Below are 22,992 nucleotides of genomic sequence, written 5' to 3' on the forward strand. Positions count from 1 at the left end.
CTAACCCATTTAATCGTCAGGTATTTTTTTATCATTGCGTATCAACACCTGAAACTTTTGAAAAATACCACACCAAAGAACAACTCCTCAATTGCCCTTTCATCAAAGTAGAAGAATGGGAAGATGGCAGTATAGAAATGTTGCATTATAACCATCCTTTAGATATCGAATCAGAAGAGAATATTGAGCAGCTTAGGAAAGTGAGGAAATATCTGAGTGAAAATAATTTGTATAATTAATGAAGAATAAGCCAACCTACAAAAGCTAGGTTGGCTTACTATTTTATATAGGTAAATCTACGTTTGTAGAGGCACGATTTATCGTGTCTCCAAACCACAAGCAAATAATGAAAAACGCCAATACACGTATTCCCATGATTGAAATCATGGGCTTGAGGTTGGCTATCCTTCTAAAAAAGCGTAGAATATAAATTGAAAACATTCCCATGTAGAGACACTCTTTATAGCGTCTCACGTCCCACAAAAAATGACCTCATCAACTTAGATATAGTCTAAAAGTTGATGAGGTCAATTCTTTTTCATTGAAAAACCCCAACTGTTCGTAATGTTAAGCGACAGCGTCATTACGAACTCACTCATTGTGAAAGTTTGTAAATTATCACAACACTCTCAAACAAAAAACTTTCTATACTTATTATTATTGTACTTCAATCCTCACAACTGCTTAAACGAACTTTGGGATAATTTTTGAAATACAGAAATCATGAGTTACAAACTCACACAATGTTCTAGTTCCGAGTGACGCCTTCGGCTTAACACCCGGAACAGTGAGGTAGATTTTCCAGCATTCAAAAAAAAGCGTATTCCAGATGGTATTTTTCATGTAGACTCTCAAGGTAAATTAGTGATCTACGATGTGAAATCAGGTTATGTAAATGGACAAATTGATGTTGAACAGTTGGAGGATTATGCGAAGATGATTGAGATTTTATCAACTGAAGGTCTGAATAGGACCAAACTTGTCAATAAATTAAAAGAAAAAGGTATCAATATGGATGGTTTTTCAGGTGATGTTGAAGTTCAGTATATTGTGATGCCTGGGAAAATAAATAAAGTAGATGAAGCTGTTAATGCAATTAGGAGTAAGAAAGAAACTATTTTTGAAGGTCTTCAACAGTACAAAAGTATTAAAGATTTAATTAAAATAGATAAACTATAAATGATGACGATTTTATACAAGTTAGATAATACTGAGAAAATACAGGATTCGATTTTTGATTCTTTAATAGAAAGTAAATTATTTATAGAACTAATATCTATAAAATTGATAGATTTTAATAATGGAGAAATAATAAATATTTTCCAAGATTTAAGAGACTTAAAGAACTATGTAGGAAATAATAAAATTATAACATATAATGATTCTATTACAATTAATGTATCAGAATTCATTAATATGAGTATCAGAAGAACCTGTACACTAGAGGTAGCAATTAGCATTGATAAAATTAAACATGAAATATTTATAGATTACGACACCTTCTTCTTCAACCTCTACAAAAGCCTTCCTAACGGCTTAGGCTATGTGAGTTGGGTGGATGTAGGAAACGTTTTTGAATTTAATGAGAAACATAATTTAGATAAGTATATCATTTATTCTGATTATGCTTTTTTAAAGAGTTATTTCTATCATTGTGTATCTCCAAAGAATATTTATGAAGAATACCACACCAAAGAACAACTCCTCAATTGCCCTTTCATCAAAGTAGAAGAATGGGAAGATGGTAGTATTGAAATGTTGCATTATAACAATCCTTTAGATATAGAATCAGAAGAAAATATAGAGCAGATAAGGAAAGTGAGGAAATATTTGAGTGAAAATAATTTGTATAGTTAATGAAGAATAAGCCAATCTACAATAATTAGGGCTTAGTTTTGGTCAAAACCCAAAAATTAAGCCCTAGTTGAACAATGGCGGTGTAGCCATGAAATGCAAACTTGTATGGAAATTAGGATGGACTTTTCGATTACTCGAAAGGTCTTTTTTGTGGATACTATTTTTTCTTTCCTCCGATTTATTGTCGAAAGTTGAATTATTAGAAGAAATCTTCTTTCTTTTTTTGCTGAAACTTGCTCATTTTGGAAAGTCTAGGGTGTAACGTTCCAGGCTTATTTTCATAAGCAAAAAAATGAGGTCAGAAGAAGTTAATTCAAAGTATCCACCACATCACTTTTTGGTTTTGGAGGTGCACGCTGATGAGTAATTCTAGGCATTATCACCATTGTTCTTTCACCACAACAAGGACATTTTTTTGGATCATAACCTAGTCTTTCAACTGAGATTTTAATCCAGTCCCATTCGATGATTTTTGGAGGTTTTTGACCAATGGATACTCTGATTTTCTCCACTCTCTTTTTCTTTATAGCTCCATTGTAAAAGCCAAAATGTCGTATCCTTCGGAAGCCTTTTGGTAGGAGATGTCTAGCATACCTTTGGATGAATTCAATGTCAGAAAGAGTCATCTCTTTTTTCTTTCCACCTTGCCTGTAATCCTTGTACGCGAAAGTGACTTTCCCCTCCGAATAATCTAATAATCGATGATTAGAAATAGCTGTTTTATGCGTATATCTTCCAAGATATTGGATGATTTGTTTCGCTCCGCCAAATGGTCTTTTTGCATAAACTACCCATTCTTTTTGAAAGCAACTCTTTGCTATTTCACCTTCGAAAAGTGTTCTTATTGTACTTTTTTGTCTGATTTTATGGATAAGCTTTGCTCTAAACATTTTCGCAAGTCCTTTTGCAGGGAAAAGATATTTCCCTGTTTGATCAGTACTCTTCCAATGTTTACCATGACATAAAGCTCCACCCGGAATAATACAATGTAGATGAGGGTGTAATGTCAAGTTTTGACCCCATGTATGCAAAACGGCAATCATTCCCATTTCACCTTCCAAAGAGACTTTTCCGAAGGTTTTGATTGTCTCCCAAGTCGCTTCAAAAAGGCAATTATACATCTCCTTAGGGTAGTTCAAGAACAGTGAATTTAAGTGATGCGGCACTGTAAAAACTGTATGAAAATAAGGCACATCAAGTACTTCTTCTTCCCGTTTCAAAATCCACTTTTCCCTATAGGTAACCTGACATTTTGGGCAATTTCTATTGCGACAACTGTTGTAAGAAACACGCACTTCTTTACAATTATCACAATGATCCACGTGCCTTCCCATCTGAGCTGTTCGGCAGATTGTCATGGCATGTAAATCGAATTTTTGCCTTGCCAAAAACTGTGTCGAGGTCCTCCAAAACTGTTGCTTATTTAGAATCTGATCGATCTCTATTTTCGGTTGCATAGATCTTATCGAAAGGAGAAAAAGAATTGGACTTTTTGACGGTGGCAAGGTTGATATATTCCAAAGTAGTTTGAATAGATTCATGCCCGAGTAGTTCCTTTAGCGTAAAAGGATCCATTCCCATTTCGATACAATGCGTGGCGTAAGTGTGTCTGAGGGTGTGAACAGTAACATGCTTTTGAATACCTATAGCTTCAATAGTTTGCTTAAACATTCTACCAATAGACGTCGTGGCGATATGTTTTTGAAAACCATATCCTTGAAAAAGCCATATTTTAGGATTATCAATTTTGAGATACTTCTCTATCCCAACTTTCATGTTTTCAGAGAGTGGAACGACTCTGTTCTTAGAGTATTTTGTATCTCTAACGTAAATCGTCATTCTATTTAAATCAATGTCTCTAACTTTTAGTTGAGCAGCCTCCCTGATTCTCAATCCAGCAGCATAAATTAGCGAAAACATCACTCTATATTTAAGCAATTGAGGAGTTTTAAAGATCAATTTACATTCATCAACTGATAAAATATCAGGAATTGATTTATTCTTTTTTAATACAGGAAGAGTAATATTTTTTTCTTCACGCCCTGAAAATTTGAAGATATACCTTAAAGCGTATACATAATGTTTGAATGCGGTATAAGAAGTGTTCTCTTTTTCTTTGAGAAAAAGGAGATAATCATTAATTTGATCGTCGGAAAGTTCAAGTGGCGTCTTGTTAAAGTGCAAAGTGATCTTTGCGATTGCTTTGATATAATTATCAAAAGTCGATTTAGATTTTCCACTTAGAGACATGTTACGATATACTGTATCGTGCATGTTTTTGAAATTATTTATTTCAAATGCTCTGTCTAGAATTGTTCCTACTTTTTTTTCATCTTACAAATTTTAATGAGTTATAAGTGGTATTATCACTCAAAGATAAGAAAATGAAGGCTTTAGCTAGCGGAGCTTTTGTTCAACATCAGCTAATCTCCATCCATCGGTCGACACGCCCGCTGGTCGTAGTTTAGCATTTACGTTGTATGCTATTACATGATAACTACAATTTAATAGAGCTAAAGTTATTCAAATGGGTTTAAACTTAGAATTACAAAGATAGAATATTGCAAATAATGAACTTAAATATTATAGATAATGACGGTTTTATTGCATTAGTTAATTCAGAAAAGTATCAGTCTTTTATTACAGAAAATTGGGAATTTGAACAGCTAATTTCTCATTTTATTCAACAATCCAACAAAGGACATATGATAATTTGGAGAACTGGTGACGAAGGAGATGAATGGAATATTAAGATTGAAAAAGAAAGGACAGATAAAACTGCTTTTAGAGAATTTGAAACATCAATAGAAGTTACTAATGGATTATTATTCTTAACAGAATATGCTGATTTATCAATGTCTGCATCTTATCCTAATTCAACAATTCCTTCTAAACATAACTCTGATTTAAGTATACCATTAGATAATGGAAACTATAATGTTATAATCAGGCAACTTTTTAATCCTGATATTGATTACAGTGAGGTAAATGTTCATTTTGAAATTATATTAAATAAGTCCAAAATGAACGATAATAATAGAGCCATAAATAAAATACAGTGGTTTAATTCTTTGTAAACAGCATACAATAATTAGGGCTTAGTTTGGCTTGAAAATTCCAAATTTTGCCCTAAAGCAATGGCGGTAATACATGAAATTAGAATGGACTTTTCGATCACTCGGAAGGTCTTTTTTGTGGTAGTCATTTTTTATTTCCTTCTTTTAGTGATTAAAAGGAAAAATGTTTTTTAATGTTCTCGTTCAAGTGCCGTTCGATCCCAATTCAATGTTTTTGCAGCGGCTTCATAGGTAGTTTGTAAGAAAGCTAATAAGGTCTCTTCCGGATGGTCGGATTGAATTACATCTTCATATTTCAAGAAAAACTCACCCATTTCTTGACTATAAAAAGCAGCTTCAGGTGCCACAGGTTGTTTGCCAAATTCCGGAGCTGTAGGATAGGAGTACGCATAAAAGGAGGGAGAAGGCATTTCTTTTGAACCAGGCCAAAATCCTGCACTACTGACTTCTTTGGAATAGGCTTCTTGCATTACTTCTTGTGGCATATTCGCCATTGTTCCTTGATGAAGTGGGGCGGCATTTCCAGAGAAACGTGTAATTGCTAAATCAAAAGCACCCCAAAACAGGTGGACTGGACTACATTTTCCCACAAATGAACTTCTAAATTTCTGGAATACTTGATTGGTCTTCATCATCGCATCCCATAGGGTGCAAGAGGCTTTATGATCATATATTTTATTAATAGTATTTTCTTTAAATGGAATAGCGGGATCCATTTCATTAGGTTTACCATAAATTTTGATATCTCCCAATCCAATGGCAGCAAGTTTATCAAAAACTTTAGTATAAAAATCAGCTACCGTCATGCTTTCTAATTTAAAGGATTGGGGAGCATGATCAGTACGAGTAATGACAAATTGTTGATGTTTTATGTCTAGGTCAATTTGGAAAACACCCTCTTCGTAGGGAATAGGCTGGGTAGTGTATCCACATGTAGAAATATAAAGAGTCGTATGCCAAGAATGATTCTGCCAGGGCATTGTTTTTAATCGAATTTTACCGATAATTTGAATCCATTGATGAAGAGTGGCCAAAGTATCTTCAATTTCATTAAAATCTAAAACAGGCCAATTGTGTTTCGTGCTCATATTTTTGGGTGTTATTTTAGATTTAATTTAATGGATAATAATGGTTTATTCAAATTGGATAGATCACGAAAAGCAGTTTTATATAGTCATAAAAAAACCGGTATCACCTTTCGATGATACCGGTTTTCTTTATTTTACATATAATTTATCAGACTTTTTATGCCCTTGATCATCTGTAATAACGATCAGGTATAATCCTTTTTGGAAATCTTGAACGGAGAACTTTGTCTCTTGCTCAAAAGATTTATTGAAAACAGGTTGACCTAATAAAGTATAGACTTGCAAGTTGGAAATGCCACCTCTTGAGAGTGTTTTAATATTGACTTCTCTGATGGCAGGGTTTGGATAGATATTAAATTCTAATTCTTCTTTTAGAGAAACTCTTTGTCTACCGTTACTGCTGCCTTCCACAATACTCAAATTAGTAAGATAAGCACCGCCCGATGAGCCTCCTGGTCTCCAGAATCCAATTCTTGTATCTTCAGAATCTGAATCTGTCGTAAATATAAGAACATCGTCCGTCATCACCGTTTCATATACATCTTTACTTGCATACGTTCCGCCACCGTTTCCTTCAGCAATTAAGAAGTTGACTTTCACACTTGGATCATCCACTTTGGCAGTAAAACGTACCTCATAAGTAGTATTTGGTTTGGTTTTGATGAATTGATTCGCTCCACCATTCCCCGTCAATGTTAGTTGGCTATTAGAAGTAACAAATGAAGCAGAACCCCATGTTTTCCATCCTAATAGATCTTTTTCGAAAGTTGGGTTGATGATATGAGCAGTTTCTTCTAAAGAAATTTCATCAATAAATGAATTACCAACACCGTTACCAGGTCTCCAGAAAAAGACTTTTACGGAATCTGTAGACGAACTTGTCGTAAACATCATATTATGTAAAGTATAGTCAGTATCTGTGATTTGTGCATTTGTAATGCCGTTGTTCTTTTCATCATTTACACCAAACACCACTCTGTCGTTTTCAGGATCAACTACTCTCGCGTAGCCAGAAAGTGTATAGGTTGTATTTGGTTTTACTTTTACCCATTGATTAATAGAAGAAGGACCTGTAAGTTGAATTGCTTTACCACCGTAATAATCTCCGGAAGTGGTCACTGTAGGATTGTTCCAATTATTCCAATGTGTTAAGCCATTGTCAAAGCTACCGTTCAATAAGTTAACCGCAATATCAGTACCTACGCTTACATTCGTAGAAGCTGTCTTACCATGTTGTTCTGTCACTACCGTAATGGTTGCAGAACCCTCTGTAACAGCTGTTACCAAACCATTTTGATCTACCGTTAATACATTCTCATCACTACTACTCCAAGTAACATTCTTATTTGAAGCATTGGCAGGAAGAACAGTTGCTGATAATTGTAAAGTTTCACCAACAAATAATGGAGAAGTTTGAGAAGAAATTTGAACTCCTTCTACTTGAATTTCATTTGGATCAATTCCTGAATTGTAATTATTATCAGCACCAACATTTGGAATAAGACTTTCAACACTAACAGCATTGCCATAGATATCATGTTGAGGTGTAAGTGTAAAGTCTTTGAAAATACCTTTTCCTGCTTCTGGGAAAGTAGGTTCTGGGAAAGATAAGCCAGCATCAATCACAGGGCTTCCTGATTGAATCTGATATCCTTCTATATTCTTTGCTCCTTTATTTGTAAACTGAGGATTTCCATTGATTTGGTTTTGATCATAATTCTTAAAAGCTGAATTAATATTTCCTTGGAATAAGTTGTGAGATACTATAAAATCAGCATTATTCTGAATATCAATTTCTACTTTTTCACCAATAATACCACTTCCTTCTTGATAGAAAACATTGTTGTAAATGTAGGTATTCGCTGAGAAAATACTAAAGTCAGGTTTTTGATTTTCTCCTAAATAAATAGTGTTGTTATAGACAAAAACATCATTGGAAGGGACTGGCGTATTTCCTGTTCCTACATATCCTGAAGTCCAGATTGTACTTCCATGAAAATCTCTGATACCATCATTGACACTGACATTAAAACGATAAGCGACATTATGATTGTCTCCTAATACTTCCACGAATCCACCTTCACTATCTTCGCTGTAATTGTATTGATAAATGATATTTCTATTTCCAAAATCAATATGCATACCATAGGAATCATTAGGTCCTCTGACACTGTATGAACGATTATATTGACCAATTACATTGATACATTTGAAAACCCACATACCACTACCACGACCAGCAAGGCGTCCTTCTGAACCATTGCTATGCCCCGTGTGATCAAAGTCGTTATTTTCTACCATTGCATTGTGCATTTTTGATAGAATAACTCCAGAACCACCTGTTTGGAAGAACGTGTTATTTCGTATTACAAAATCCTGATTTCTGTTGATGGTATAATCGTTTGCGTCTTCAGAACCTTTGTGTACCGCCCATACACCTGCCTTTCCAATGTTCGTAAAGTAACAATCTTCAATTAAAACATCTTTAATCGTTACTTCAAAATCAGGTTCGTTTTGTTCTGATTCAAAACGTAAACCTGTTACACTTAAATCGTTGAATTCATCAGGAACTCCAACACCAAATATATCTGAGAATTTTAGATTTCTAAAAGTAAGATCTTGAGAAACACCACCCCATTTGTTGGCTGTAACTCTTAGACCATAAGAATTCGTTTCTCCGTAAGTATATCGGTTATTATTTTGACGGTCATTTTTGAACCATAATTCTTCAAAAACCAAGTGAGAACCATTGATCACTTTTGTGGCTTCAAAGTAATCACCTCCGGATACATTGCCTGAACCTGAGATGATAGGGAATTCGCCTGTTCCGTAACTACTGAATTCAATTGGTAAATCTGTCGTACCATCACACTTGATTAAAAATTCCCCTTCAAAAACATCTCCTCTTCTAAAAAGGAGTTTGTCTCCAGGAGCTAACGAACCTCCACTGCCTATCTCTTGTGCCGCTTCAGTAGCTTTTGCTAGCGTTTTCCAAGGAGCAGTAACCGATCCATTATTATTGTCATTCCCGTCGTTACTCATGTAAAAGACATTAAAATGACTTGTAAGCACCAATTTATCAATCAAAACAGTCGCTTCATCTGTCTCTAAAGTGATGGAATTGCTTCCTGCATTTAAAGAAACATCTAAATAAGTGATTTTTGCTGAATCAGCGAATGCCCAGTTTGAAGGTTGTAATTGTATTGCTTCATTAGCACCTCCATTTGTGGACATAAATAGGTTTTGTGTTGCCCCTCCATTAAAAGTATAAACTTGTAATTTGTAGAGACCTGCACTCGGCACATCGTCTACAGAAAAAGTTATACTACCTGAAGGTGAAAGCATTTTGACGAATTGTCCATCTGAGGCAAATTCTTTACTTACAATTTCAGTGGAGGAAGATCGAGACATTGTTTCAGCCTCTTGTGTCACTTCATAGTCATACGCCATAGTGGGTAGCCCACAGCAGAGTGATAAAATAGAAAGGAGTAAATAATTCAGTTTCATTTTTCGGTGTTTATAAGTAATAATTTATTTAAAATATTGCCTACTATCTATGCTTTATTTAATGTATTGTGCTGGTTAAAGAATAAGAGCATAGTAGATAGAAAAACAATAAGTAGTTAACAGTGATAAAGGTAGATGTTGATTATTTCTATTACGTGCAAAATTGACACTTATTAATGACACATTTCAATACTTTATTAACGTATTTCTTACAATTATTGATTAATTGCTTGTATCTCTTTAAATACTAATGGTTTTAAAATATAGCATTTATATATTTTGAGTATAATTATTGTGTACAATACAATGAATTAATAGAACATATAACTAACTAATAATATATGTTTTGATATTAATGATTCATTAAAAAATGAAACTAGACTTAAGACATGAAATTTATTCTAACATTCAGTTTACTATTTTTTTCTTTCAACTTAGTACAAGCACAAACTTCTGACGTTGAAAAATTTTTCAAGAAAACAGGAAAAGAAATTAAGAAGGTAACCAAAGATATTGGTGATGCTGTTTCTAAAGAAAAGCCCAAAGTGGAGAAAGAAACAGCAAAAGCAAAAAAGACAGCAACCAAAGAATATAAGGTTGTAGAGAAAGATGTAAAAAAAGAATATAAGAAAGGAGAAAAAAAGGCAGAATCAGGGTTTAATAAATTAAAAAATAGTACGAAAAAGGCCTTTTCTGGAGATAAAAAGAAGAGTAGCACATCTGGTAAGAAAAAATGATAAAAAAGTCATACCGTAAATAATACAGTATGACTTTTTTGTTCATCTACACCTATTTAATTTTTTTTGAGAACTCTTCCATTCTTTCTTTATAATAAGGAGTAGGATGTATCTTATTTGCTTTCTTTACCAATTCGTAGGCTTCTTTGTAATCGTTGGAACGCACATAGAAATCGGCCATTGAATCGTAGCAATTCGCACTTTCAGGGTAGTATTTAATATTTGATTCAAAATAGAGTTTTGCCTTATCCATTTGCTTCATATCCATATTCATATATCCTTGGGCATTCATCAAATCTTGTGGATAGGGAGGAACTTTATACCCAAAATGTCGGGCCAATTTATTTGCTCTATTATCGATTATTTCTTGTAATTGTGCAGTAGTTGTGGCTGGATTATTTAATGCATACGTATTTTCCATTTGATACCATGAAAATATACTTAAAAAGGCATTGCGAATTGAAGGGTATACAATAGTACCATGCAAGTCTTTTGAAAAATATTCCCATTCAAAATTCTTTAAGTTACTATGTTCTTTTATCATTTCTCTAAATGCAATGTTTGAACGAGGAAATACTGTCATAGGTGATTCATTATCCATTACATTTTCAATCGTAACAGAAGGATCTTGCATGTCCAATTGACTACCTAATGACATATACAAACCAATATTTTCAAAATTCTGGCTTTTCAATTGGTTTGCAGCCTCTTTCAAGAGAACTTGTTCGTCCCATTGTAAACTAGGGTCAATAGCTACATAATTATCAAATAAATCCGACTGTTGAAGTAGGGTATGAATGGTAAATAAGCCACCATATGAGTGACCAACGAGTGTTTTATAATCTGTAGTTCTGTATTTTTTATCTATATAGGAGATAAGTTCCTCAGAAAGGAATTTTCTAAATTGATCTGCTTTTCCAGTTTCAGAAGTAGCAGGTCGGCCAAACAATGTTTCGACTTTTGTTGGTGTTAAATCTCTGTTCCTGTTGGGTAGATTTGCAATTCCAACGATAATCATTTCAGGAATAAACCCACCATAATAACTTTCATGAGCCATTGTAATCGTTGGGAGTAAAAATTCACCATCTATGACATATAAGACTGGATAATTTTGAGCTTTATCCAAATCATAATTTGAAGGCAATTGAATGTAAATTTCTCGATTTTCCTTCAATACATTAGAGTAAAGACTGTCTACCTCACCAAGACTGATAAGGTGTTTTTTCTGTTGTTGAGCAAAACTAATGTTATTTAGGATTGAGCATAATAATAGAAAGAATAATTGCTTTTTCATATATCAAAGAGTTTAGCAAGAGGTAAAAAGTTATGATAGAAGTAAGGCAATCTCTTTTAGATTTCAATTGGTTTTAACAGGGATTGTGATAGTTGTTGGTCTATTTTAGTTTTTACAACAAAAAAGAGTTGAACTGGGAGTATAACACAAACTGTGTAAACTCTAAAATCTTGAATTGTGAGTAAGTCAATTAGAAATGTAATATTGAGGTAAATTGTGTTATTTAATTTATCTTCAGGTGATCGTAATTTGACTTTAGATCCGGGTAGATCTTTCACCTCTATTTTCTTTAGTCATTCAAAATAAATATCTCCTGACCTATTTAAGTTGGCTTATTGTAATCTGATAAGATTTCTTCAAATTTCTGTAATTAATATAATAAATGTAATTACAATACTAATTTACAGACAGATAGAATGATAAATGGCAGTTGTTTCAGAATTGGTATAATTGAGAAAGCTCTAATAGGGTATGTTTATTATGAAAAAAATACATTTATCAATGTAAACGAAATGAAAATATGGAGATATTTGTTAATCAATAAAAAATATATTTTTTTTACGAAAAACAAGAACCAAAATACTCACTTTATTAGATATTTATGTCTAATGTATTGTCTAAGAACTGCTATATTTTATATAAATTTTAATAAACTTTTAAATTCAAAATTATCTAAAACGTTATGAAAACTATTCTCAAACTTTTCTATCAACAAATAATAAAATGAATATTATGGAGTTTAAAAAGAAAAGGTACGCGGCGATATTTTTTCAAATGTTGCTAATCACAGGTTATGTTATTTATTCAACATTTAATAAAGTTATCAATGAGGATTATGGTGAAAATTACTTAAAAGTAATCTTATCAGGATCATCAGCATTCATTCTTTTAACATTTACCTTTTTTTTATATAGCAGGTTAAAAAGTAAATCTTCATAAATTTATTAAACGAGTTACTATTCAAATAGTCACTCGTTTTTTTATTGCAATAGTTCTATAACATAAAAGTTAAAGAATGATCTCCTTGTATAGAGAGTTTAGTCATCTCACTTTATGCAAAAGGGATGAGCGTTTCAGATATAGAAAATCAGATCAAAGAACTTTATGGTTTTGATGTCTCAACGGCTACTAATTCAAGAATTACAGCTTCAGTAGTTGAAGATATTGAGATCTGGCACAAGCGTCCTTTGAAACCTGTTTATCTTATCGTTTGGATGCATGGGATCGTTTTTAAGGTGAAAGAAAACTCCAAAGTTATCAATAAAACCATCTATTTAGCTGTTGGATTACGTACTGACGGTAAGAAAGAAGTATTAGATATGCGGCTTGGAAAGAATGAATCCTCAGCATTTTGGATGACTGTACTTACTGATATTCAATCGTAGGGAGTGGAGGATATTTTAATCACATCCACTGATAATCTCAATGGTTTTACTGAGACTATTAAGGCAGTATTTCCAAATGCTTCCACTCAAATATGTATCGTTCATCAAATTAGAAATGCTTGTAGGTATGTAGTCTGGAAAGATAAAAAAGCCTTTACTAAAGACATGAAAGATATCTAAGGAGCATCACATATAGATGCGCCCAAAGAGGCTCTTGGTTTCTAGAAAAGAGATGGGGTGATAAATATGGATATGCCATCCAAAGTTGGCGGAATAACTGGGATGGATTAACTGTATTTTTTTAATTCCCTCTTGAAATTCGTAAAATTATATACACTGCCAATCTGATAGAAAATCTGAATGGTAAAATTCGAAAATACACAAAGAACAAATTATCCTTCCCAACAGATGATGCAGTAAAAAAATCTGTTTTCTTAGTCTTGCAAGAAGCTACTAAAAAATGGAAGATGCCAATCAGAAACTGGGGAGTAATTTTGAATCAATTTCAAGTATTATACAAAGAAAGGATCAGGTTTTAAACCCAATCCTTCCTTGTAGTACTTACACACTTAGTGAAAGAGTGTCGTTGAATATCAATCCAACTCTTTTTTCTCTTTAATGTTAATAAAATATGATTTATTTCAGCAAAAGTACTGGAATCACCATTTTATCAGTGACATATTCACCTCTATGTGTGGCAGGGTTCCAATTGTATTGAGAACGTAACAAAGCGGTTTCCACACTTTTCAAAAGATCTTGGTTATCGCAATTAAATAGCTTTACATTTTTTACTTCTTTATCTTTTGTGATCGTGCAGGTAAAGTAGATTTTACCAAAATCACACCCTGCAAAATTTTCTCGCTTATCGATAATGGGTTTCATTTCAGACCATAGTTCTTCGAAACCACTTTTATAAATAGGATGTGTTTTTAATCGATTGTAAGTAATAACTTCCCCTGATTCGGTATAATTTGTTCCTTCTACGAGATTGTTTTTATTGAATACTTCTTTGAAGTGAACTTTTCCATCTTTATAATATTCAATCCATTCTCCTTGGTGCATACCTTTTGTAACGTGACCTTCTATTTTTAATACATGATTCTTAAAGTAATATTCTTTGACCACACCTTCTCCTTTTGTAACAGTTTGCTCCCCTTCTTTTGACCAGTAATTATCAATTAATGAGTTGATCTCATCTTTACCTTCTACCAATGTATATTCAATTTTTAATTGACCATTGGTATAATATTCTTTCCATTGCCCTATTCTTTTTCCTACATCATAAAAACCTTCTTTTCTTGGTGAACCACCCTTGAAGAAAGATTTAAAATACCCATCTTTCTTTTTCCCTTTTTTATCTGATGTATAGTATACTTCAGCTATATTATTCTTCTTAATAAAGCGAACTTCATTTTTGTAATTATTCTTAGATTCCTTCGTGATAGTCTTTACATAAATGGCCTTTTCTTTAGGCACTGTTTTCATTTTCTTGTTTAAGTAGACTTCTTGTGCAAAAAGAGAAGTAGAAAATAGACTAAGCATTAAAATTGTTTGTATCAGCTTTTTCATTGTAACAATAGTTTGATTTATACTTCACTAACCTACTATTTCGTGTTTTGAATAGGAAGAGGCACTTCCAATTAGTTGGGATTTATGCTATAAAAAAATGATTGATTGTCAATTTTTGAATGAATTAGAATGTGCCGAATTACTTCAGACCTTTGATTCTTTATCATATAATAACACTTTACTTCCAAAAAATATCACAAATTTGCATCGCTTAAAGTCCGTTAGTAATCTACTTTTGTGTGTATAAGCATTTTATGAGGATACATTACCTTAGTAGAGAGATGAAGCAAAACTTTTAATTTTTTGAAATGAAACAAGTACTATTATTATTTATATCACTCCTATTTATTCAGGTCAGTTATGGTCAGAATAATGATTGGGAGAACGAACAACTAACACAATTAAATAAAGAAAAACCACACGCTTCTTTATATTATAACGCTACGCCTAACAATGTGGAGCTATTAAATGGAGTATGGGATTTTTCTTATTTTGAAGATGTAAGTCAAACGCCCAAAAATGATCAACCTGCAGAATGGGGAGAGATTCCGGTTCCTTCAGCATGGCAGATGCAAGGTTTTGGAGCACCTTTATATACAAACATCACTTATCCTTTTGAGAAAAACCCTCCTTTTATCAAAGCTGAAGATGGAAATGCTGTAGGGTATTACCAGAAAGAGTTTGAAGTAAAGAAGACCAATGAAAAGACATTTATTCGCTTTGAAAGTGTTTCATCTGCTTTTTATTTATGGATTAATGGTCAAAAAGTAGGGTATAGCCAAGATAGTTGGTCGCCTGCTGAATTTGATATAACAGAATATGTAAAAGAAGGAAAGAACACCTTAAAAATGAAAGTTTTCCGTTGGTCTGATGGTAGTTACCTTGAAGATCAAGATGGATGGAGAATGAGTGGTATTTTCAGAAATGTATATTTAATTGGAAGAACAAAAACACATATTGCCGATTATTATGTCACTACTTCTGAAGTCTCAGAACAGTCTGCTAAGTTTAATCTTGATGTGAAAATTACTGCCGCTGACCAAAAAGGATATACAGTTCATTATAAAGTTTTAGACGGAAAGAAAAAAGTTGCTTCAGGTGAACAAGTAATCAATAAAGAAGAAATTAATTTTTCTAAAACATTAAAATCACCAAGACTTTGGTCTAATGAAACACCTAATTTATACACTTTAGTCCTTGAAGTTGTAAAAGAGGGGAAAGTTATCGATGAGATTCAAAGTCAAATTGGTGTTCGTGAAATAACAATTTCAGATAAGCAAGAAATACAACTAAATGGGAAGCCATTCTTAGTAAAAGGTATCAACCTTGTAGAGCATGACCCAATTCATGGTAAACACGTCACCAAAGAGCGATTAGAATTGACAGTGAAACGTTTGAAACAAACGAATATCAATACAATCCGTACTGCTCATTATCCTGCTACTCCTTATTTATATCAATTGTGTGATCAATATGGCATCTTTATCATTGATGAAGCCAATGTTGAATCACATGGTATGAAATACAATCCGAAAGAGACTTTAGCCAATAATCCTACTTGGGAGAAAGCACATGTTGAAAGAATGGAGGCAATGGTGCATAGAGATAAAAACCATCCTTCTGTGATCATGTGGTCTTTTGGAAATGAAGCAGGAAACGGTGTTAATATGGTAGCCATGCAAAAAGCAACAAAGGCAATCGATAAAACACGTCCTACAAACTATCATTTTGCAACAGCACCTTTGGCTCCAGATTCATTTGGTGGTGGTTTTCCGCATAAGAAAAAGAAATGGAATCGATATATTGATGTACATGAAGCTGTCGAGATCGGTGAAGCAAATCAAACGGCCCCTTATCTTCTTAATGAGTATGCGCATGGTATGGGTAATGCGATGGGTAATTTAATCGAATACCAAGAAGTATTTGAAAAATATCCTGCATTGATCGGTGGTTGTATCTGGGATTTTGCAGATCAAGGTATTACAAAATCTGTAGATGGAAAATGGGGAGCTGCTTTAGAAAATGTAGCTTTTGCCAATGAAGAAGCGAAAAAGCCTGGTTCTAATTTCGTCTACGGTGTAGGAGGTGACTTCGGACATGATATGTCTGTCGATTATAACTTTTGTATGAATGGCATTTTCTTGTCAGATCTTACACCTACGCCAAAAAGTGTGGAAGTAAAAAGAGTATTCCAGAATATTCATTTCACTCTCGAAAAGGATGCTGTATCGATGTACAATCAATTCTTGAATACAAATCTCTCAAAGTTTGATTTCCAATGGATTTTACTGGAAGATGGTAAGGAAATTCAAACTGGAAAATTGAATGTAAAATTAGCTGCTGGTCAGACAAAAAAATATCCTTTGAAAGGAATCCAAACTACATATACAGAAGGTAAGGAATACATTGTCAAAATTTCTGCTAAGTTAAAAGAGGCTACTCCAATGCTTTCTGAAGGATTTGAAGTGGCATATGATGAAGAAATTCTACAACCTTATGCGTTTGCTTCAAACACACCAAATGAAGGTGCTGTCAATGAGGTAAATGAAAATACGACTGAAATCATCCTTACTTCTGGTAATGTGAAACTAACTTTTGATAAAAGAAAAGGTGAAGTGGTACAATTATCAAAAGATGGAAAAAATATGTTGGCAGGGCAATTTAAATTATCCTTCTGGAGAGCTCCAATTGATAATGACAAGAAGATCATGCCGGAATGGAACGCAGGTGGTTTCAGAGATATGATGACGAAAGTTCAAAATGTAAGTTATAAGAAGGGTGTGATTACAGTCAAAAAAATGCACAAATCGCATATGTCTCGTTTTAATTATTACACGATTGAGACATTCACTTTACAAGAAAATGGCCAACTTCATGTTGCACTAGATGTGACACCAAATGTCGGTGGTGTAAAAGTGAAATCTATTCCAAGAATAGGCTACGAAATTTATGTAGACAAAGGCCTAAATACTACAAAATGGTACGGTAGAGGTCCAGGTTCTTCTTATGTAGATCGATTTACAGGTATGACTTTTGGTATTTATGAAGATGTAATTGAAAATCAATTTGTCAACTATGCAAAACCTCAAGAAAATGGCAATAAATCTCAAGTAAGGTGGATGCAAGTATATGACAATTCAAATAATACGCTCACATTTAAGGGAGCAGAAGAAATCAACTTCTCTTTACGTCAATTCACGACTTCTGATTTGGCAGAAGCATGGAGTACGGTAGAACTTCAACCACGTAATTTTAATGTCTTGAATATTGATTTTATCCAAGGCGGATTAGGAAATGGATCTTGTGGGAAGGATATTTTACCAAAATATTACGCTCCAGTACAAAATTATCATTTTGAGTTTGAACTCAATTTAAAACAAGAGAAACCTTTGTAAAAAGTCACACTCTCAACATATGTTGAAAATCAACTATGTATTGTCAATAACACAATGAATACTTTGGATAATTCAAATGCTAAAATTATTTTTAAGTGTAATACATACGTAGTTGATTTTTTAAACTGACGTTTTTACAACAAATATTAAACTCTTGCTCAACTATCTTCGTATTACTCAACCACTAATTATCTGACGAAATGAAAGGAACTTTACTTTTTTTACTACTTACTTTTTTTACTTTTACCTCTTTTGCCGTCGAACAGCATTTAGAGTTTTCTCATCTTAACCTACCAAATAACATCAGTTCTAAATCCGTAAAAACGATTGTGGAAGATGCAAAAGGGTACCTTTGGTTAGGAACTACGAGAGGATTGTATCGCTATGATGGCTATAATTACAAGAAGAAAGATGATAAAAGTATTCATAAAATTTTATCTACTAAAGACGGTCTTTTATGGATAGCTGCCTATGACGGTTTGTATACTTATGATATTCATTCCGAAAAAATTTCTAAAGTAAAGTTGCCTATCGAAAGGCACACAACACATAATGTAGCCAAAACAAGTAGAGGAGAGATTGTTTTAGGATCAAGTAAGGGTCTATTTATTATTGATCAGAAAACAAGAAAAGTTAAGCATTATCAAAAGGTTCAAGGATTAGATAAAGGACTTTCAAGTGATATTGTAAGAGTTATTTATGAGGATAAAAAACAAAACCTGTGGATTGGTACACACGATAACTTAAACTATTTTGATAGAGAAAAAGGGAAGTTTACCAACTTTAGATTACAAGATAAAAACGAAATCAATAAGAAGAATAACCTGATTCTAGACATTATACCTCTTCAAGATGATAATGATGATATTCTATTAATAGGAACAGAAACAGGATTGGCTATTTTCAATACTATTGATCACACTTTCAAGAAAATTCACCATAGTACTACAAATAAAAATTCTTTAACCAATGAGGTGGTGAAATCGTTATTAAAAGTGAGCGATGAAGAAATATGGGTAGGAACTGGTAATGGTTTAAATATTTATAACCCAAAGACCAATAAGATCAACCGATTCTATTCAAGCTACACGAATCACTTTTCTATATCAGATGACATTGTGCATACTTTCTACAAAGATTGTAAAGATAGAATTTGGCTTGGGACAAGTAATGGAGTTGATTTTATCAGTAGAGCCAATCATAATTTGATGGTTAACAAAGTTCCAGGTTCAAAAAAATTGATGAAAATGGGAACAACCATCACAAACTTTGCTTTTGATCATAATGGGAATGTATGGTTTGCGACAACAAAACAAGGTTTAATTAAGTATACGAAAAAAACAGATAGTTATACATACTATAAAACGCCACAGATTCTTCACAGTGATGTTAAAGATGTTCTCATTGATAAAGCAGGAAATATTTGGGTAGCTACTCCTGGAGGATTGAATGTTATTGATGGAAAAACAACAAAAATTCATGCTTACACTGCCGATTGGAAAGATCCGGATGCCTTAAAAACCAACTATTTATCTAGCCTTTCGATGAGTCTTTCAGGAGATATTTGGTTAGGAAGTATGCGTGGTTTATACAAAGTAAACCAAGAAGGAAATCACAAATTGAGCTTTAAGTTATTTAAGCATGATGAAAACAATAAGAACTCTATTTCAGGAAATTACATTAGAGATGTTCTTTTTAATAATGAAGACAATCTTTGGGTGTTGAGCGGTAATGGTTTAGATTATTTTAATCTTGAGACGGGGTCAATTGAACATATTAAAAGACCTGAAAATAGTGAATATTATTTTGTTAATTCTATTGATTTTATAGATAAGGATAACGCTTGGATTGCTATTGGTAAACACATTTACCAATATCATATACCCACAAAAAAGTATACATTAATAAAATCAGCAAAATCTGCAATACGTAATTTTGCAGCCATAAATAATCAGTTATGGTACACGACTTCTATACGTTTATTTCAATATGATTTAGAAACTAAAACAGAGAAAATTTATTCTTCTGAACTAACAGGCATTGAAAATTATAAACATTATTCTATTGCTACAAATGAAAATAATATTTATTTAGGTGGGGAAAATGCCTTTTTGACTTTCAATCCCAATGAGGTGACATTAGAAGCTCAGCTATCTAATGTCACATTGACTAGTCTAGAAATTTCAAATAAAAAAGTAAAGAAGGGCAGGAAAGTAAACGGTAAAGTAATCATTGATAAGCCTTTTGATGAGATCAAAAAATTAGAATTAGGACCGGAAGAAAATAGTTTTACAATCAACTTCTCTACTTTAGATTTTAGAAAGGACAATGCATTGCAATACTATGCTAAATTGGAAGGGTTAGAAGATCAATGGAAAGTTTTAGAAGGGAATAGAAATTTTGTTTCTTATAATAAAGTAAAGCCAGGAGAATATGTCTTCAAAGTAAAAGTGACGGATAGTTTTGGGAAAGTGATCGACGATAGCGTGACGGTGTTAGCCATTACAATTACTCCTCCTATTTGGGCTACTTGGTGGGCGAAAGTTAGCTATTTTATTATCTTATGTGTCGTTTTTTATATTGCCCATAGAGTAACCGTTTCAAATATTCATTTCCAAAATCAATTTGAATTAGAAAAAATAAAACGTGAACAGGACGATGAAGTGCATCAAATGAAATTGAAGTTTTTTACGAACGTTTCTCACGAATTGCGAACTCCTTTAACATTGATAACTAGTCCATTAGAGGAATTGAAAGTCATAGAGGATGATCGTCAAAAACAAAAATTATTAGAGATTATTACGCGAAATACCAAACGTTTATCTCGCTTAGTAAATCAAGTGTTAGATCTTAGAAAACTAGATCAAGGAGCAGAAAAATTAGCCTTGAGTAGTAATGATATGATCAAGTTGACGCGTAATATTGTTCATGATTTTATGGATGCTGCTTTACAAAGAAGTATCAACTTGAATTTCTATACAGGTCAAAAGGAATCTAATTTCCTATTCGACTTTGAGAAAATGGAAAAAGTCATCTATAACTTGATTACGAATGCATTAAAATATACACCTGATAATGGTGAAATCAGAGTAAAGTTAGATCAGGTAATGGCGAAACATCCTGATAATGAATTTCCTGAACAAAATTGTCAAAGAATCAGTGTTAAAGATTCAGGAATTGGTATTTCTAAAGAAGTACAAGATCAAATATTTGAACGTTTTGTCAATGTAAAAATTGAAAACTTTATCGGTCAACAAGGAACAGGAATTGGTCTTTCATTGGTCAATGATTATGTAAAAATGCATAATGGCTGGATCGACTTGAAAAGTGTGGAAGGAGAAGGAACTGAATTTATCGTCTATCTTCCAATGGAAGTGACAAATGCTGAAGAAGAAGAGGTGATTGAGGATGAAGTTATTGAGGAAGAAAATATTGAAAATGCTACGGAAGAAGAAAGCATTGAAAGTGAAGAAGCAGAAGTAAATACAAAAGCTAAACTACTGATCATTGAGGATGATACAGATATGCTGAGTTTCTTGGTACATTGTTTTGAATCAGATTATCAGGTGATTACGGCGAAAAATGGTAAAGAAGGATGGGATAAAGCGAAGAAGCAAATGCCTGATTTAATTATTTCGGATTGGATGATGCCTGAGATGAATGGTGTAGAATTATGTAATAAACTAAAAGGAAATATTCTCACCAATCATATTCCTGTGATCATTCTAACGGCTAAAGGAGGAATGGAAAACAAGATGGAAGGCATTGAAAAGGGAGCCGATGATTACATTTCTAAACCATTCAATGTAGAATATTTAAGAGTTAGAGTTCAGAATATTATCAACCAAAGAGTAAAACTGAACGAAAAAATAAAGAGAGATTTCGGTTCGAAAGAAGAAGAGGATAAAATGCCTACATTCGAACAGAAATTCTTAAATGAAATCATTGCTGAAATTGAAAAGAATATTGACAACTCTGAGTTCAATGTAAAAGCTTTGGGTGAATGTATCGGTATGGGCCAAACAAATCTATATAGAAAGGTGAAATCCATGACAGGTATGACCGTCAATGAATTAATAAGAACTGTTCGTTTGAAAAAAGCAGAACAACTCTTGAAATCAGGAGAATATAATGTTACTGATGTAATGTATATGGTTGGATTTACACATCGATCGTATTTCTCAAGAAGTTTTAAAGATATGTTCGGGATTTCGCCAAAACAGTTTACAAAACATCAAACAAGTGAGGCGACAATGCCTCAAGTATAAAGATTGTAATACAATAAAGTACGTTAATTGATTTAACGTACTTTATTTTGCTTTCTGCATTTTCTTAATCAAGAATACTATATAAGAATCTATTTATTCAGAGCTACTCTGGATTTTTTTAAATACTCAATTTTTTTTAACTAAAAACGACTGCTATGCATAAAAATGAAGAAAAAAAAACTAGTAGAAAACTGATCAAAAATGTCGCTTATTCAACGTTAGATTAAATGTTAGTTTTTCGGAATATAACACACGCTAAAGGATTGATTAAATGGTAAATTTATTTTAGAAATTATTCAAAGTGATAGAGACTTTGATTTCAGTTGAAATCTAATTTCACTGGAATGGAATAATAAAGAAACCATTTGTAAAACCTTTAATAGTTGATTTTATGAAGAAAACAATTCGAAGGAATAGCATAAAAGAAAAAGCCATTTGGTCATTTTTAGTGATTGGTGTCTTCTCTTTTATTATCCTTTGTTTCGATTGGTTGTTGTGACTATTTACTCAAAAAGGGCAGTTTTCAAGGTTTTTTGAAATATAAACTAATGTTAAAAATTAGCATTAAACTGACTAAAAATTGTAAAAAATACACAAATCTAAAAATTGTCCTTTTTAAAAGAGTATGTGTGATGTTTCAAAATATGTCCAACTTAATATTGTATACATAAAATATGTGATAAGGAGAGACCGACAGTTTTAAAGACATATATTTTTTAAAATCTCTTCATTGCAAAAGAAACAAAATTGAAACAACAAATTGATAAAGCACACTTATCTATCTAAAATGAAACGAATTACACTTAGAAAAGTGA

13 protein-coding genes and 1 pseudogene are annotated in these 22,992 nt (G+C 32.8%); 8 read left to right on the forward strand and 6 right to left on the reverse strand.

Translation table 11 applies throughout. The features are described 5' to 3' along the window. From ACXAHM_RS21115 to ACXAHM_RS21125, 3 genes are all read left to right on the forward strand, one after another. Positions 1 to 239: hypothetical protein (locus ACXAHM_RS21115; protein WP_474964418.1), on the forward strand; the 239-nt coding region annotated here is incomplete at its 5' end. A 637-nt stretch (positions 240 to 876) separates the two neighbouring features. Next, the gene (locus ACXAHM_RS21120) at positions 877 to 1,179 is read left to right on the forward strand and encodes a hypothetical protein (RefSeq protein ID WP_474964422.1); all 303 of its coding nucleotides are present in this window, start codon (positions 877 to 879) and stop codon (positions 1,177 to 1,179) included. Further along, positions 1,180 to 1,857: a hypothetical protein gene (locus ACXAHM_RS21125; RefSeq protein WP_474964425.1), complete on the forward strand. Its 678-nt coding sequence runs from the start codon at positions 1,180 to 1,182 to the stop codon at positions 1,855 to 1,857. Positions 1,858 to 2,165: 308 nt separating this feature from the next. On the opposite strand, the gene ACXAHM_RS21130 is transcribed toward ACXAHM_RS21125, so the two are convergent. Together ACXAHM_RS21130 and ACXAHM_RS21135 are read right to left on the reverse strand one after the other, a co-directional pair. Then, positions 2,166 to 3,314: an IS91 family transposase gene (locus ACXAHM_RS21130; RefSeq protein WP_474964427.1), complete on the reverse strand. Its 1,149-nt coding sequence runs from the start codon at positions 3,312 to 3,314 to the stop codon at positions 2,166 to 2,168. After that, a complete protein-coding gene (locus ACXAHM_RS21135) occupies positions 3,277 to 4,131 on the reverse strand; it encodes a tyrosine-type recombinase/integrase (protein WP_474964429.1) in 855 nt (284 codons plus the stop codon). Before ACXAHM_RS21135 ends, ACXAHM_RS21130 begins: the two co-directional genes overlap by 38 nt. A 296-nt stretch (positions 4,132 to 4,427) precedes the next feature. Between ACXAHM_RS21135 and ACXAHM_RS21140 the strand changes: the two genes are divergently transcribed. Continuing rightward, positions 4,428 to 4,934 (forward strand): hypothetical protein, encoded by a 507-nt coding sequence (locus tag ACXAHM_RS21140; RefSeq protein WP_474964433.1) that lies wholly within the window; start codon positions 4,428 to 4,430, stop codon positions 4,932 to 4,934. A 170-nt stretch (positions 4,935 to 5,104) separates the two neighbouring features. Here ACXAHM_RS21140 and ACXAHM_RS21145 read toward each other — a convergent pair whose 3' ends face one another. Both ACXAHM_RS21145 and ACXAHM_RS21150 read right to left on the reverse strand, forming a co-directional pair. Further along, on the reverse strand, positions 5,105 to 6,022 hold the full coding sequence (locus ACXAHM_RS21145; protein ID WP_474964437.1) for a DUF5996 family protein: 918 nt from the start codon (positions 6,020 to 6,022) through the stop codon (positions 5,105 to 5,107). A 129-nt stretch (positions 6,023 to 6,151) separates the two neighbouring features. Continuing rightward, a complete protein-coding gene (locus tag ACXAHM_RS21150; RefSeq protein WP_474964442.1) occupies positions 6,152 to 9,529 on the reverse strand; it encodes an Ig-like domain-containing protein in 3,378 nt (1,125 codons plus the stop codon). A 389-nt stretch (positions 9,530 to 9,918) separates the two neighbouring features. Between ACXAHM_RS21150 and ACXAHM_RS21155 the strand changes: the two genes are divergently transcribed. Continuing rightward, positions 9,919 to 10,266 (forward strand): hypothetical protein, encoded by a 348-nt coding sequence (locus ACXAHM_RS21155; RefSeq protein WP_474964446.1) that lies wholly within the window; start codon positions 9,919 to 9,921, stop codon positions 10,264 to 10,266. A 52-nt stretch (positions 10,267 to 10,318) separates the two neighbouring features. Here the strand turns inward: ACXAHM_RS21155 and ACXAHM_RS21160 are convergent, their stop codons facing one another. After that, complete coding sequence (locus ACXAHM_RS21160; protein WP_474964448.1) at positions 10,319 to 11,560, reverse strand: alpha/beta hydrolase-fold protein; 1,242 nt, start codon at positions 11,558 to 11,560, stop codon at positions 10,319 to 10,321. A gap of 1,028 nt (positions 11,561 to 12,588) precedes the next feature. Between ACXAHM_RS21160 and ACXAHM_RS21165 the strand changes: the two are divergent. Further along, positions 12,589 to 13,484: pseudogene (locus ACXAHM_RS21165) on the forward strand (IS256 family transposase); the annotation flags it as partial. Positions 13,485 to 13,581: 97 nt separating this feature from the next. Here the strand turns inward: ACXAHM_RS21165 and ACXAHM_RS21170 are convergent. Next, positions 13,582 to 14,514, reverse strand: coding sequence for a toxin-antitoxin system YwqK family antitoxin (locus ACXAHM_RS21170; protein ID WP_474964451.1), 933 nt, complete (start codon positions 14,512 to 14,514; stop codon positions 13,582 to 13,584). Positions 14,515 to 14,822: 308 nt separating this feature from the next. Between ACXAHM_RS21170 and ACXAHM_RS21175 the strand changes: the two genes are divergently transcribed. Together ACXAHM_RS21175 and ACXAHM_RS21180 are read left to right on the forward strand one after the other, a co-directional pair. Further along, positions 14,823 to 17,909, forward strand: coding sequence for a glycoside hydrolase family 2 TIM barrel-domain containing protein (locus ACXAHM_RS21175; protein ID WP_474964453.1), 3,087 nt, complete (start codon positions 14,823 to 14,825; stop codon positions 17,907 to 17,909). Positions 17,910 to 18,109: 200 nt separating this feature from the next. Continuing rightward, the gene (locus tag ACXAHM_RS21180) at positions 18,110 to 22,177 is read left to right on the forward strand and encodes a hybrid sensor histidine kinase/response regulator transcription factor (RefSeq protein ID WP_474964456.1); all 4,068 of its coding nucleotides are present in this window, start codon (positions 18,110 to 18,112) and stop codon (positions 22,175 to 22,177) included. Positions 22,178 to 22,992: the final 815 nt, after the last annotated feature.

The organism is Flammeovirga sp. AWQ4_249, assembly GCF_056161045.1.